General features: G+C 73.5%; 8 protein-coding genes. 6 read left to right on the top strand and 2 right to left on the bottom strand.

Translation table 11 applies throughout. From position 1 onward, the window contains the following. Positions 1-137: 137 nt before the first annotated feature. Together ACIQRW_RS35090 and ACIQRW_RS35085 are read right to left on the bottom strand one after the other, a co-directional pair. Complete coding sequence (locus ACIQRW_RS35090) at positions 138-803, bottom strand: hypothetical protein (protein ID WP_403768515.1); 666 nt, start codon at positions 801-803, stop codon at positions 138-140. Between the two features lie 131 nt (positions 804-934). Then, entirely contained in the window at positions 935-2,197 is a 1,263-nt protein-coding gene (locus tag ACIQRW_RS35085) for a nucleotide sugar dehydrogenase (RefSeq protein WP_403768512.1), read from the bottom strand. Between the two features lie 242 nt (positions 2,198-2,439). Between ACIQRW_RS35085 and ACIQRW_RS35080 the strand changes: the two genes are divergently transcribed. The 6 genes from ACIQRW_RS35080 to ACIQRW_RS35055 all read left to right on the top strand — a co-directional run bounded on the left by ACIQRW_RS35080 (position 2,440) and on the right by ACIQRW_RS35055 (position 15,385). Beyond that, positions 2,440-4,146: a glycerol-3-phosphate dehydrogenase/oxidase gene (locus ACIQRW_RS35080; protein ID WP_265599821.1), complete on the top strand. Its 1,707-nt coding sequence runs from the start codon at positions 2,440-2,442 to the stop codon at positions 4,144-4,146. Positions 4,147-4,406: 260 nt separating this feature from the next. Beyond that, entirely contained in the window at positions 4,407-6,521 is a 2,115-nt protein-coding gene (locus tag ACIQRW_RS35075) for a serine/threonine-protein kinase (protein WP_403768509.1), read from the top strand. 232 nt (positions 6,522-6,753) lie between these two features. Further along, positions 6,754-9,900: a protein kinase gene (locus ACIQRW_RS35070; RefSeq protein ID WP_403768506.1), complete on the top strand. Its 3,147-nt coding sequence runs from the start codon at positions 6,754-6,756 to the stop codon at positions 9,898-9,900. A 195-nt stretch (positions 9,901-10,095) separates the two neighbouring features. Beyond that, complete coding sequence (locus ACIQRW_RS35065; protein WP_403768503.1) at positions 10,096-11,814, top strand: serine/threonine-protein kinase; 1,719 nt, start codon at positions 10,096-10,098, stop codon at positions 11,812-11,814. Positions 11,815-11,930: 116 nt separating this feature from the next. Then, a complete protein-coding gene (locus ACIQRW_RS35060) occupies positions 11,931-13,595 on the top strand; it encodes a serine/threonine-protein kinase (RefSeq protein WP_403768500.1) in 1,665 nt (554 codons plus the stop codon). A gap of 173 nt (positions 13,596-13,768) precedes the next feature. Next, positions 13,769-15,385 carry a succinic semialdehyde dehydrogenase gene (locus tag ACIQRW_RS35055; RefSeq protein ID WP_403768497.1) on the top strand — a complete coding sequence of 539 codons (1,617 nt, stop codon included), beginning with the start codon at positions 13,769-13,771 and terminating at the stop codon, positions 15,383-15,385. Positions 15,386-15,402: the final 17 nt, after the last annotated feature.

The following is a 15,402-nucleotide window of genomic DNA, read 5'->3' as shown; positions in this document are numbered from 1 at the left end:
AACGCTCGGCTGGGAAACCCCAGCCGAGCGCCTGCATAAACTGCTCACGGCCTGACCAACACAACCACGTGTTGCGACGACCCCTAGAAACCGCCGTCTCCATGGTCCGGGCCCTTCCGTATGGGTCCTGCGGGGCGTCAGCCGGCCTTCTTGGCGCCACCGACGGCGGCGGCCGCGCCGAGGGCGAGGAAGAGGTAGGTCATGAAGTCCGCCTCCTGCGACCAGGCCTCCGTCACGGTGCCGAAGTGGTCGCCGATGACCTCGGAGAAGGGGATCTGCGCCAGGTCGGAGAGGACCATCGAGATGCCGACGAGCTGCCCGAGGTAGACGGCGCCGATCGAGAAGACGGCCGCGGCGCCGATGACCGCGGGGTTGGAGCCGCCGACCTTGCTCGCCGCGAAGCCGACCAGGAAGCCGACGCCGACCGCCGCGTAGCCGACCTCGCGCTCGATGGAGCCCGCGATCACGCCGTACAGGATGCCCGCGACGACGGCCGCGCCCAGGGCGACCAGCACGCCGAGCAGGATGTTGTTGCGGGCCGGGGGCGCCGGGGCGAAGGGCGCGCCGCCGCCGAACGGGGCGCTCTGGCCGGGCTGCTGACCCGCGAACGGGTTGCCGGTCGGGGCCGGGGGCTGCTGGCCGTAGGGGTTGCCGGTCGGGTCGGAGGGGGCGGGCTGCCCGTACGGGTTGCCGGTCGGGGCGGGGGCGGGCTGGCCCGGCTGGCCGGCGTACGGGTTGCCGTCGACGGGCTGACCGCCGTAGGGCTGCTGGGGCTGGTTCGGCGGCTGCACGGGCTGACTCACGGTGGGGCTCCCCCTGGATGGCTGCGCACGAGTGTGCGGTTGCGCACGTATGTGCGCGCTGTGACGCCGCAGGGTAGCAGTACGCACCGGAATCGGTCACCGGCGTTCCTTTTCGGCCTCCCGTACCGTCCTCAGAGCCGGTGAGCCGCCCCCGCCGGAGTGGCTCCCCGGGTGTCCAGGAGGAGTTGGGCCTTGACCGCGAGGCCCTGGAGGTCGTAGGTGCGGTGCTGCTGGAGCAGTACGGTCAGGTCGGCCGCGGCCGCCGCCTCGTACAGCGAGTCGGCGCGCGGGACGGGGCGTTCGCGCACCCGCCAGTCCAGGACGTGCGGGTCGTGGTAGCCGATCTGGGCGCCCATGTCCATCAGTCGGGTGGCGATCTCGCGGGCGGGGGCGGCCTCCTGGTCGGCGCTGTCCGGCTTGTAGGTGACGCCGAGCAGCAGGACGCGCGCGCCCCGGACGGACTTGCCGTGCTCGTTGAGGAGCGTGGCGCAGCGCTGGATGACGTAACTGGGCATCCGGTCGTTGATCTCCTGCGCCAGCGAGACCATCCGCAGCGGGTGCCCCGGGGTGCGGGTGCTGTAGGGCAGGCAGCCCGGGTCCACCGGGACGCCGTGTCCGCCGACGCCGGGTCCCGGCCGGAAGGGCTGGAAGCCGAACGGCTTGGTCTCGGCGCACCGGATGACGTCCCAGAGGTCGACGCCGAGGTCGTGGCAGAGCACCGCCATCTCGTTGACCAGCGCGATGTTGACGTGCCGGAAGTTGGTCTCCAGCACCTTCGTCATCTCCGCCTCGCGCGGTCCGCGGGCCCGGACGACCTTGTCGGTGAGCCGTCCGTAGAAGGCGGCGGCCGACTCGGTGCAGGCGGGGGTGAGGCCGCCGATGACCTTGGGGGTGTTGGCCAGGACGTGGGTGCGGTTGCCGGGGTCGAGCCGGCCGGGGGAGCAGGCGAGGTGGAAGTCGCGTCCGGCGACGAGCCCGGATCCCTCCTCCAGCAGGGGGCGCAGGACGTTCTCGGTGGTGCCGGGCGGCACGGCGGACTCCAGCAGCACGGTGGTGTGCGGGCGCAGCCGGGCCGCCAGTGCGCGGGCGGCGTCGCGGAGGGCGGTGAGGTCGATTCCCCGGTCGGGGCCGAGCGGGGTGGGGGAGCAGATCACGGCGGTACGGACCCGGCCCAGCTCGGCGGCGTTGGTGGTGGGCCGGAAGCCGCCGGAGAGCATGCGGCGGATCTCGGACGCGGTGAGGGTGCCCTCGACCGGGCTGCGGCCCGCTCTGAGTTCCGCGTAGGGGCGTGGGTCGGGGTCGTAGCCGACGGTGTCGATCCCGGCGGTCACGGCGGCCTGGGCGAGGGGCAGGCCGAGGTGACCGAGTCCGATGACGGCGAGGTCTGCGGGCATACAGGAAGACCCCCTAAGTGCGGAGAGCGAAGATCGCAACTGCTGTGGACAGTGCAATGTCAGACTAGGCGTAAATATGACCTATATGTCGCATTGTGTGGCTCCGGTCGCCCGGGTGTTGTCCACAGGCGGTGGCTGAACTCGGGGAGCGCGGACAGAATCGAGGGGTGGACACGGGCGGCCGGCCCCTCGGCCGGGTGGCACTCCCGTCTCCGACCACCCCGATCAACCGGGAGGCAGCAGTGAGGACAGCGACACTGGGACCCGCCGAGCGCACCGTCGCGCTCGCCGCCATGGCCGAGCGCGAACTGGACGTGCTGGTCGTGGGGGCGGGTGTGGTCGGCGCGGGCACGGCGCTGGACGCCGCCACCAGAGGCCTCTCGACCGGCCTGGTCGAGGCGCGCGACTGGGCGTCCGGCACATCGAGCAGGTCGAGCAAGCTGATCCACGGCGGTCTGCGCTATCTGGAGATGCTCGACTTCGCCCTGGTCCGGGAGGCGCTCAAGGAGCGCGGGCTGCTCCTGGAACGGCTGGCCCCGCACCTGGTGAAGCCCGTGCCCTTCCTCTACCCCTTGCAGCACAAGGGCTGGGAGCGGCTCTACGCTGGCTCCGGCGTCGCGCTGTACGACGCGATGTCGGTCTCCTCCGGCCACGGCCGCGGCCTCCCCGTCCACCGCCACCTCTCCCGCAAGCACGCCCTGCGGGTCGCCCCCGCGCTGAAGAAGGACGCCCTGGTCGGCGCCCTCCAGTACTACGACGCCCAGATGGACGACGCCCGCTTCGTCACCGAGCTGGTGCGCACCGCCGCGTCCTACGGGGCGCAGGTGGCGAACGCGGCCCGGGTGATCGGCTTCCTCCGCGAGGGTGAGCGGGTCGTGGGCGCGCTCGTGCGGGACGTCGAGGGCGGCACGGAGTACGAGATCCGGGCCAAGCAGGTGGTCAACGCGACCGGCGTGTGGACCGACGACACCCAGGGTCTCATCGGCGAGCGCGGACAGTTCCACGTCCGGGCCTCCAAGGGCATCCACCTGGTCGTCCCCAAGGACCGCATCCACTCCTCCACCGGCCTCATCCTGCGCACCGAGAAGTCCGTCCTCTTCGTCATCCCCTGGGGCCGGCACTGGATCATCGGCACCACGGACACCGACTGGGACCTGGACAAGGCACACCCGGCCGCCTCCAGCGCCGATATCGACTACCTCCTCCAGCACGTCAACTCCGTCCTGAACACCCCGCTGACCAGGGACGACGTCCAGGGCGTCTACGCCGGACTGCGACCGCTGCTGGCCGGCGAGTCGGACGCCACCAGCAAGCTGTCGCGCGAGCACACGGTGGCCCACCCCGCACCCGGCCTCGTCGTCGTGGCGGGCGGCAAGTACACGACGTACCGGGTCATGGCCAAGGACGCGGTGGACGAGGCGGTGCACGGACTCGACCAGCGGGTCGCCGCCTGCGTCACCGAGGACACCCCGCTCCTGGGGGCCGAGGGATACAAGGCCCTGTGGAACGCGCGCGCCCGGATCGCGGCCCGGACCGGACTCCATGTCGCCCGGGTGGAGCATCTGCTCAACCGGTACGGCTCAATGACCGAGGAGATTCTGGAACTGATCCTCGCCGACCCCACCCTGGGCGAACCCCTGCCCGCCGCCGACGACTATCTGCGCGCCGAGATCGTCTACGCGGCCTCCCACGAGGGCGCCCGCCATCTGGACGACGTGCTGACCCGGCGCACCCGGATCTCCATCGAGACCTTCGACCGGGGCACCCGCAGCGCCCGGCTCTGCGCGGAGCTGATGGCGCCGGTGCTGGGCTGGGACGAGGGGCGGGTCGACCGGGAGGTCGAGCACTACGAGAAGCGGGTGGAGGCCGAACGCGAATCGCAGCGGCAGCCCGACGACCTCACGGCGGACGCGGCCCGGCTCGGCGCACCGGACATTGTGCCGATCTAGGACACGCCCTCCCGGGGCCCGCGAGTCTCCGCGCCGCAGTCACCGCCCGCCTTCACCGGGCCAGTTGGGCTCCGCCGGCCCGGTGGAGCCGCGGCGGCGGCCCGGTCCGGCCTGGACGGGGAGGCCGGGTTGGTAGGAGGCTGTGGGGGCTTCCCTCTTCGGACCGCAGCGCGGCGGACCCCGGACCCGGCACCAGGACCGGTCCCGGGGTGAGGGACAATGAACGCTCTGCCAGGGCGGGTTGATCGCAGAGGGGACGCATGTCGGAGGCGGAGCAGGCACGGGAGCCCCAACGGGACAAGAACGGTCGTCTCCTCGCGGGGCGCTACCGGCTCGGTGAGGTGCTCGGCCGAGGCGGCATGGGTACGGTCTGGCGCGCCGACGACGAGACGCTCGGCCGCACGGTCGCGGTCAAGGAACTGCGGTTCCCCGGGGCGATCGACGAGGACGAGAAGCGCCGGCTGATCACGCGCACCCTGCGTGAGGCCAAGGCGATCGCACGGATCCGCAACAACAGCGCGGTGACCGTCTACGACGTGGTCGACGAGGACGACCGCCCGTGGATCGTCATGGAGCTGATCGAGGGCAAGTCGCTCGCCGAGGCGATCCGCGAGGACGGCACGCTGACGCCGAGGCGGGCCGCCGAGGTCGGGCTCGCCATCCTCGACGTGCTGCGCTCGGCGCACCGCGAGGGCATCCTGCACCGCGACGTGAAGCCGTCCAACGTGCTGATCGCCGAGGACGGGCGCGTCGTGCTCACCGACTTCGGCATCGCCCAGGTCGAGGGAGACCCGTCGGTCACCTCCACCGGCATGCTCGTCGGCGCCCCCTCGTACATCTCGCCGGAACGGGCCCGCGGTCACAAGCCGGGCCCGCCCGCGGACCTGTGGTCCCTCGGCGGACTGCTGTACGCGAGCGTCGAGGGCTGCCCGCCGTACGACAAGGGCTCGGCCATCGCCACCCTGACGGCCGTGATGACCGAACCGCTCGACCCGCCGAAGAACGCCGGCCCGCTCACCGAGGTCATCTACGGGCTGCTCGCCCGGGACCCCGACCAGCGCCTCGACGACGCCGGGGCGCGGGCGTTGCTCAACGACGTCATCAACGCCCCCGACGTTCCCGCTCCGGCCCCCGCGGACTCCACCCAGATCATGGCGCTGCCGCCGGCGCCCGCCGCCGACCCCCTCGTCAAGAGGGCGCCGAAGCAGCCCAAGGCCCCGAAGCCGCCGAAGCAGTCCACCGGGTCGGGCGAGTCCGGCGGCGGCTCCCGCGACCGGCTGCGCGGAGCCCTGCGCTCCGTGCGCAACGCGAAGACCCCTGCGGCGGCCGCGGCGGGTGCGGCGGCCGCGGCGGCGGGCTCTCCGGCCGCGGCGGCCGGCGGCCCGCCCGCCACCCCGCCCAAGCCTCCGTCGCCGCCCAGCACTTCCGCCCCGGGAGCGAAACCCGCCGCGTCCACCCCGGCGACCGGGAAGGGAGCCGTCGCGGCGCCCGCCGGCGCCCCGAAGTCCGCGGCGGCGAGTGGATCCGAACCCGGGCAGCGCCCGCCGTCCTCGATCGCGTCCACGCGTGCCTCGATCACCGACGTGGTGCCGCGCCGCACCCTCGCGATCATCGCGGCCGTTGTCGCGCTGGCCATTCTCGGCACGGTCCTCGCGCTCACGCTCGGCGGCGGCGACGACGCGGACAAGGGCGGCGACACGGCCGCCTCGGCCGGAGCCTCGGCCGGCGGCGCCGACGACAAGGGCGCCGACACCGGCGGCGGTTCGGCCGGCGAGAAGGGCGGCGGTCAGAAGGAGGGCCAGGGCACGGACGACGGCCGGGCCTCCGCCGACCCGTCCGCCGACGACTCCGACGACGCCGACGACTCCGGTTCCGACGACGCCGAGGACGACGGGGCGGCCCCGGGCGACGCCCTGCCCGCCGGGTACGAGAAGGTCACCGACACCCGGTTCCACTTCACCATGGCGATGCCCGAGGGCTTCAAGCGCACCGCCATCGCGGGCAGCAACTCCGGCGGCATCTACAACGACAAGCGGGGCAGCTTCCCCCGCGTCCAGGTCGACTTCAACAGCTCGCCCAAGGACGACGCGGCGGCCGCCTGGCGCGGTGCCGTCGCGAGCGCCAAGGTCCTCAGCGACGGCTACAAGCACGGCGGCATAAAGAAGGTCGAGTACAACGGCTATCCGACCGTCGCGGACTGGACGTTCGAGCGCAACCACAACGGTGTCCGGGTCAAGGTGCTCAACCGGGGATTCAAGGTGGACGCCAAGCGCGGCTACTCGATCATGATCAGCTGCAAGGCGGACGAGTGGGAGGGCGACGAGTGCCGGACGCTGCGCGAAACGGCGTTCGCCACGTTCACGCCCACCGGCTGACCGCCCGGCACGCCCGTCGACCGGTCGAGAACGTCCTGGACCGGTCGATGGGAAACGTTTGTGCGGACCGGGTTGGCGCGACCCGGCCCGTCGGCCCGCGTTGCCACGTATCGTAAGAGGCCGGAGACCGTACGCAGCCGGAACAGCGGGTCAATTGTCCGCCGAATGACCGTGACTGACGGATAAGTGCGCCTTGGGTGACCGGGGGAAGAGCGCGCTCTGGGGAGGCGTCGTGGACGACTATGCGGGTCGGGTGCTTGCCGACCGCTACCGCCTTCCGCTGCCCCCGTCCGATGGGTACGAACTGGCCGAGACCCGGGCGTTCGACACCTACAGCGGACAGGAAGTCCTGGTCCGCCAGGTGCCGTTGCCGGAGATCGTGGACGCGGAGGTGCTCGACGTCAACGGGCAGCCCTCCGCGTCCGGACGCGCCACCGGGCGAGCGGTCCGGCGCAGCACGGACCCGGCGGTCCGGAGGGCGATCGAGGCCGCGCAGGCCGCCGCCCAGGTGCCCGATCACCCCCGGCTCGACCAGGTCTTCGACGTGTTCGCCGAAGCGGGCTCGTTGTGGATAGTGAGCGAGCTCGTCGCGGCCCGTCCGCTCGCCGCCCTCCTCGCCGAACGCCCCCTCAACCCCTATCGGGCGGCCGAGATCGGCTCCGACGTGCTCACCGCCCTGCGGGTACTGCACGCCCATGGCTGGACCCACCGCAACATCACCGTGCGCACGGTCCTGGTGTGCGACGACGGCCGCGTCATGCTCACCGGTCTCGCGGCGGGCGCCGCCGAGGAGGCGCTCTGCGGATACGCCCCCGGACCGGCGCCCGACACCGACCCGGTGGCCGGCCCCACGACGTACGGCATCCCGGCCGTCGAGGCCGCCCCGCCGGGAGAGCTCGACGGGGCCTACGCGCTCCCGTCGGCCAGGAGCGAAACGGAATACGCGCCGGTCGAGGGCTACGGATCCGTCGACGACGGCCAGGGCTACGCGGCCGTCGAGGAGTACGCGGAGTACGCGGAGTACGCGGAGTACGCGGACGCGGACGTCCAGGAGTACACCGAAGACGTCGGCGGCGACGGCGGTGACGGCCGGGCGGACCGGGGGGGCCAGGGGGACCTGGGGCTTTCCGTTCCGTCGCTGCCGCAGGGTTACGCACCGCGCCGGGACGACGACAGGGGCGACGACCGGTATGGCGACCGGCCCGAGGACCGGTCCGGCGACCGGCCCGAGGACCGGCCCGGCGACCGGTACGACCTGCCGTCGGGCGGCCCGGAAGCCGAGCCCTTCGCGTCGCACGCCGGGCAGGAGATCGTCCCGCGCCCCGCCGCCCCCGCCGTCCCGTACACCGCCGTGCCGCCCCCCGCCGAGCCGGGCGCCGCGAGCGCCGCCCAGCTGCGGGCCGCGCGCGCCGGAGCCATCGCCGCCTACCGTGCGGGCGCACGGGCCGCCGCCCGGGTCACCGAGGACCGGCAGCAGACCGACCGCGCCCCGGCCGACCTCACGAAGTCGCCGCCGGAAGGGCGCGCGCCCACCCCGAGCACCAGCGGCGTCACGGGAGCCGGAGCCGACGCGGACGCGGACGCGGACACCGGCATCCTCCCGCCGCAGCGCCCGGCGCCGGGCGCCCCGACCCCCGGCGCCCCCGTGGCCCCCGGACTGACTTCCCCCTGGGGCATCCCCGCTGAGGACCCCTACGACGACGAGGACGACGAGGACGACGAGGACGGCCCCCGGCCGCCGGGCCGCCGCGTGCACCTCGCCGGGACCTGGGACGACGGACCCGGGGCGCGGCCCGTCTCCGCGGGCGGCTCCGGCGAGGACGCGCTGCGCGCCGACTCCCGGCGGCCCGGCCCGCCGGCCCCGGCCCCCAAGCAGCTCGCCCGCACCGCCCCGCCCCGGGGCGGGCGGACCGCCCCCGGGGCCTGGGAGGACGCCGTCGCGGGCGGCGACGAGCCCGCCGTCTACCGGGGCCCCGCCACCCCGCTCGCCGCCGAACGCGCCCGCCAGGCACGGATCGCCGTCGTCGGAGCCGTCACCGAGCGCTGGGCCCCCGAGCAGGCGGGCCCCGTCCACGAGAACTGGCAGCTCGCGCCCCCGATCGGCCCCTCCACCGACCTGTGGGCGCTCGGCGCACTGCTCTACCGCGCCGTCCAGGGCCACGCCCCCTACCCCGAGGAGAACGCGGCCGAGCTCGTCCAGATGGTGTGCGGGGAGCCGCCCGCCTTCGCGGAGGAGTGCGGCCCGCTGCGGCCCGTCGTCGAGTCGCTGCTGCGCCAGGACCCCACGGAGCGGCCCGACTTCGAGGAGCTGCGCGGCTGGCTGCGCTCGCTGGTGCGCTCCGCGCCGGAGCCGGAGGCGGGCGCCGACGTCGTCACCCTGCCCGCGCCCGACGCCACCCGGCTCCCCGTCGTACGCCGCCGGGGCGAGCTGGTCCGCCGGCGCCGGGGCCGTTTCGGCGGCGGCTCGGCGCACGGCAGGCACCGCCAGGGGAAGCGTCAGCAACCGCCGAAGCAGAGCGATGGCGGCAAGCAGCGCGACCGGCAGGAATCGCTGCTGCCGCCCGACCGGTCCGTGCGGATGCCCGTGGAGACCTGGGAGGAGGAGCGCCCGGCCCGCACACCCCGTGCGCCCAAGGGGCCCCGAGTGCTGCGGGAACCGCCGCGCCGGGGCGAGGAGTCCCCCTCCCCGCGCAGCCTGGGCCGGCTGCTGCTCGTCCTCATCCTGCTGCTGATGGCCGCCGCCGTCGCGTACGCCGTGATGTTCCTGCCGGAGCAGGAACCGGGCAAGGACAGCGGAGCGCCGGCGTCGCCCGCCGGCTCCGCCGCACCGCCCGCCGCCTCGGGGGAGCCCGAGCCGTCCGCCTCGGCGGACGGGTCCGCCGATCCCGGCTCCCAGCAGCCGCAGACCAGCCGGTCGGCCGTGGCGCTCGCCCCCGGCTACGCGCTCCGCGAGGACGCGGAGGGCTTCCAGGTCGGCGTACCGAAGGACTGGCAGCGCAGCCCCGCCAACGCGGACCGGCAGATCCGCTACGGCAGCGACGGGTTCACCCTGCTCGTGGTGCCCGGCCGGGACACGGTGAAGGCGGGGGGCGGCGATCCGCTGGACTACCAGCGGGACAAGGAGCCCGAGCTCCAGCCGTTCCGCGACTCCACCTGGTCCTCCTCGTCCGGACTGCGCCGGGTCGACGTCGGTCGGCAGGCCATGGCCGAGGGGCAGTTCACCTGGCAGGAGAGCGGTGGGCGCGAGGTGTACGTCCGCAATCTCGCCATGATCGTCGACGGCAGGTACCACGTCATCCAGGTCATCGGGCCCGAGAGCGACCGGGACAAGGTCACCGAGATCTACGAGCAGGCCATCGCCTCGTACCGGGTCACCTGACCGCCGGTCACACCCGACCGCGCGTACGTGACCGTTTGTCCCCGAGCCTGATTACACGTCATCGCCACTGCTCCGTCACGGGCGTTGTGCGGTGTCGACAACCATCACAGTGCGGTCTCGTGGGCGATCCCCGGTTCCGCCTCACCGCCGCGCCTCCGTAATCTGGCCATTCGAGGAACGGGGCGGGGACATCACGTGGATCGATCACAGAGCACGGACGCGGGACTGGTGCTGGCGGGGCGCTACCGGCTGGGCGACGTCCTCGGCCGGGGCGGCATGGGCAAGGTCTGGCGCGCCCACGACGAGGTGCTGCACCGCACGGTCGCCGTCAAGGAGTTGACCGCCGGGCTGTACGTCGCCGAGGCCGACCGGCTCGTCCTGCACGCCAGGACGCAGAAGGAGGCGCGGGCGGCGGCGCGCATCACGCACCCCGGCGTCGTCACCGTCCACGACGTGATCGAGTACGACAACCGCCCCTGGATCGTCATGCAGTACGTCGACGGGCCCTCACTCGCCGACTCCGCCAAGGAGAGCGGCGAGGTCGCCCCGCGCGAGGCGGCCCGGATCGGGCTGCACGTCCTGAGCGCCCTGCGCGCGGCGCACGCGGCCGGGGTGCTGCACCGCGACGTCAAGCCCGGCAACGTGCTGCTGGCGCGCGACGGTCAGGTGCTGCTGACCGACTTCGGGATCGCCGCGATCGAGGGCGACTCCACCATCACCCGTACCGGCGAACTGGTCGGCTCCATCGACTACCTCGCCCCGGAACGGGTACGCGGCGGCGACCCGGGGCCGGCCTCCGACCTCTGGTCGTTGGGGGCGACGCTGTACACGGCGGTCGAGGGGACCTCCCCGTTCCGCCGTACGTCCCCGATCTCCACCATGCAGGCCGTCGTCACCGAGGAGCCGCCCGCCCCGGTCAACGCCGGCCCGCTGGGCGCCGTGATCACCGCGCTGCTCCGCAAGGACCCGGACGACCGGCCCACGGCCGCCCAGACCGAGCAGATGCTGCTGGACGCGATGGACGGCCGCGAACCCCGGGCCGCCCAGGCGCACGTGCCGACCCAGCGCTTCCCCGAGGACGCCCGGTACGGCTACCAGGACACGGACGGCGGCCCCAACGGCGCCGACGGTTCCGACGGCGCCACCGCCCGGCTGCCCGGAACGACCCCCGCCACGACGCCGACGCCCGCCCCCGGCCCGGACACCGCCGCCCCGGTCACCGGCCCCGCCTCCGCCCCGGTGACCCGGCGCACCGGATCCCGCTGGCGCACGGTGCTCGTCGTGGTCGTCGCCGCCGCCGTCCTGGGGGGCGCGGCCGGGCTGTTCGCGATGAAGTACGGGGAGGGCTCGGACGCCCCCGGCGGTACGAGCGGCGGCACGGCCGCGGGCAGCACACCCTCCGCGGAGCAGACCTCCCCGGAGCCGGCCGCCTCGTCGAAGGGGGTGCCGGAGGTACCCGACGGCTGGCGCCGGGTCGACGACCCGGCCGGGTTCAGCCTGGTCGTGCCGGTGGACTGGACCCGGCAGGTCCAGGACGGGCAGATCGACTACACGCCGGACGGCGGGGCCCACCGGATCCGCATCAGCGTCGACCCGGACCCGGACTTCGAGCATCCGTATCTGCACATGGAGAACATGGAGGAGCAGCTCTCCGAGCGGCTGCCGGGCTATCAGCGGATCGGGATGGAGAAGAACACCTTCCGCGACCGGCCGGGTGCCCTCTGGGAGTTCACCTGGAACGAGACCAAGGACCACCCGGGGCCCCGGCACGGGATCGACCAGATGTACTACGGCGGTTCGGGCGGCCCCGAGTACGCGCTGTATCTGACGGCCCCGCAGGAGGGCTGGGAGGCCAGCCGCGAGAAGTTCGACATCATGCTGCGCAGTTGGAGCGCGCCGAAACCCCAGCAGTGAGCACGCCGCCCGGCGGGTGCCCGATGCTCCGGCCCGGTCGCGAGACGGTCACGGCTCCGCATCCGGTGACCACCCTCGGTGGTGCCCGGCCCGGCGCGTGAACCAGGATGGGGTACATGACAGATCACGGGGGACGGGCGAACGAGCCCACCAGCTACGGAATCCAGCCGCCGCAGACACCGGGGGGCTTCGGCGCGCCGCATTCCGTGCCGTATCCCTCACCTCCGGCGCCTATTCCGTCCCCCACCGTCCACGCGGGCGTCCCGGACAGTGCGGTGAACCGGCTGATCGGCGGGCGTTACCGGCTGCTCGCCCGGCTCGGGCACGGCGGGATGGGCACGGTGTGGCGGGCCCACGACGAGGTCGTCGACCGTGAGGTGGCCGTCAAGGAACCGCGCGTACCGGAACACCTCGGCGAGCGCGAGCACAGCATGGTGCACCAGCGCATGCAGCGCGAGGCGCGGGCCGCCGCCCGGATCGACCACCCCGCCGTCGTGACCGTCCACGACGTGGTCGTCGAGGACGGCAAGCCGTGGATCGTCATGGAGCTGGTGCGCGGACCGTCGCTCGGCGACCGCCTCCAGGAAGGCACCCTGGACCCCCGCGAGGCGGCCAGGATCGGACTCGCCGTCCTCGACGCGCTGATGGCCGCCCACGCGATCGGCATCCTGCACCGGGACGTCAAGCCGGACAACGTCATGCTCGGCACCGGCGACCGGGTCGTCCTCACCGACTTCGGGATCGCCCAGGTCGAGGGCGAGCAGCAGCTCACCGAGACCGGCGCGTTCGTCGGCTCGCCCGAGTACATCTCACCGGAGCGGGTCCTCGGACAGCGCCCCGGACCGGAGTCGGACCTGTGGTCGCTGGGCGTCGTGCTGTACGCGGCGGTCGAGGGGATGTCCCCGTACCGCCGCTCGCACACCCCGGCCACCCTCCAGGCCGTGCTGTCCGCCGAGCCGCAGGTGCCCGCCCGGGGCACGGGCGCGTTCGGCACCCTCGTCATGCAGCTGCTCCGCAAGGACCCCGCCGCGCGCCCGCCGGCCGCCGAGGTCCGCCGGACGCTCCAGCAGCTGGCCTCCCCGGCCCCGGCGCGGGCGACCTCCGCGTACGGGACGGTCCCCGTGGGCGGAAGCGGCGGCGGCAGCAAGTGGGTGCCACCCGTCCTGCACCGCAACCGCGTCGCCCAGTTCGCGCTCGGCGGCGGGGCGCTGGCGGTGACGGTCGCGCTCGTCCTGCTCCTGCTGAACCCGTTCGCCGGCGACGGACCGCCCGAGGGCTGGCAGGTCCGGCCGGAGAACGAGGTCCTGTCGGCGGACGTCGCCGTGCCGGAGGAGTACAAGAGGGTCCAGGAGGACGACGACGGCGAACTGGTCTGGTACGCGGACCCCAGCGGCGTTTTCGAGATCGTCTTCTGGCATCGCCCCGTCAAGAGCGACGACACCTCGGACGACAACCCCGGCGTCGACCCGGCGGCCCGCAAGGCGTACTACGAGAAGGGCGGGAAGAGCACCACACAGATGGAGGAAGCCTCCGTCACGTACAAGGACGCCACGCACGAGGGGCGCAGGGCGGTCGAGATGACCACCGAGTTCGTCCCCTACGCCTCGTCCGACGACGACCCGGTGCGCTACCGCTTCCGGGAGCTGCTGATCCCCGGCGAGAAGAAGAGCGACCCCTACTGGCACGTGCGCGTGCGGATGCCCGCCGAGGGGCAGGCGGCGAAGGACGGCGACGCGATCTTCACCGAGGTCACCGAGGGGCTGAAGATTCACGCTTCCTGAGTGCCGCGGGCCGACCGCCGGGCGGCGGTCGGCTGCATAGCCACTGATCAGCGGTTATGTCGCCAGCGATCACTGGCTCGTTCGAGGAGGGTGCCCGGCAGGGGTGGCGGGTCCTGTGAAAAACTGTTACCCACGGGTACCCAAAGGCTGCGGCTGGACATACTCTCGGCCTCATGACGGACTCGCAGGCCCCTGACGCCCCTCTCGGTACGAACCCCGTGGCGGTCGCCCCCGCCGGGGTGCGCAACGCCGCCGACGTGGTCACTCCCGAGGTGATCGCCCAGCTGACCCGTGGCGTCGTCGGGTCGGGCCGCACGGCCAACCACACCCCCTTCACCGGGGAGAAGCTGGCCGACCTGCCCGAGTCCACCCCCGAGGACGTCGCCACCGCCTTCGACCGGGCCCGCGCCGCCCAGCCCGTCTGGGCCGCCGTCCCCGTACGGCAGCGCGCCGCAGTCCTGCTGCGCTTCCACGACCTCGTCCTCAGCCGCCAGTCCGAGGTCCTCGACCTCATCCAGCTGGAGACCGGCAAGGCCCGCCTGCACGCCCACGAGGAGGTGCAGGCCATCGCCATCGCCGCCCGCCACTACGGGCGCAAGGCCGCCGCCTACCTCAAGCCCCGCCGCCACACCGGCGTCGTCCCGATCCTCACCAAGGTCACCGAACTGCGCCAGCCGCGCGGCGTCGTCGGCCAGATCGCCCCCTGGAACTACCCGCTCGAACTCTCCGTGGGCGACGCGCTGCCCGCGTTCGTCTCCGGCAACGCCGTCGTGATGAAGCCCGACACGGAGACCGCGCTCACCGCCCTGTGGGCCCGCGACCTGCTGATCGAGGCCGGACTGCCCGCCGAGGTCTTCCAGGTCGTCCTCGGCGAGGGCCCCGTCGTGGGACCCGAGGTCGTCAGCCGCGCCGACTACGTCTCCTTCACGGGCTCCACCCGCACCGGCCGCGAGGTCGCCGTCGGCGCCGCGTCCCGGCTGGTCGGCGTCTCCCTGGAGCTCGGCGGCAAGAACGCCATGCTCGTGCTGAAGGACGCCGACGTCGAGAAGGCCGCCGCCGGAGCCGTCCGCGCCTGCTTCGCCTCCGCCGGACAGCTCTGCATCTCCATCGAGCGGCTGTACGTCCACGAGTCCGTCGCCGACGACTTCGTGGAGCGCTTCGCCACCCGGACGAAGGCCATGCGGCTCGGCAGCGCCCTCGCCTACGGGGCCGACATGGGCTCCCTCGTCGGCGAACGCCAGCTGGAGGCCGTCACGCGCCACGTCGACGAGGCCGTCGAGAAGGGTGCGCAGCTCGTCGCCGGCGGCGTCGCCCGCCCCGACATCGGCCCGCTGTTCTACGAGCCGACCATCCTCGACGGGGTGGAGGCCCCGATGGCCGTCTGCACCGAGGAGACCTTCGGGCCGGTCGTCTCGATCTACCGCTTCAGCGACGAGGACGAGGTGATCGCGCTGGCCAACGCCACCCCGTACGGCCTCAACTCCAGCGTCTGGACCACCGACTCCCGCCGCGGTCACCAGGTCGCGGCCCGGCTGCGCACCGGCACGGTCAACATCAACGAGGGGTTCGCCCCCGCCTACGGCAGCGTCCAGGCCCCGATGGGCGGCATGAAGGATTCCGGCCTCGGCCGACGGCACGGCTCCGAGGGCATCCTCAAGTACACCGAGGCCCAGACCGTCGCCCAGCAGCGGCTGATGCCGCTCGCGCCCTCCTTCGGGCTGGACGACGAGAAGTACGCCGCGCTCATGACCAGCAGCCTCAAGGCGATGAAGGCGTTCCGGCTGCGCTGAACGCCCCGGGAGCCGTA

The organism is Streptomyces sp. NPDC091287 (assembly GCF_044768525.1).
Taxonomy (GTDB): domain Bacteria; phylum Actinomycetota; class Actinomycetes; order Streptomycetales; family Streptomycetaceae; genus Streptomyces.
The sequence above is the reverse complement of the archived record's forward strand: the minus strand, read 5'-3'. Positions and strand labels throughout refer to the sequence as shown.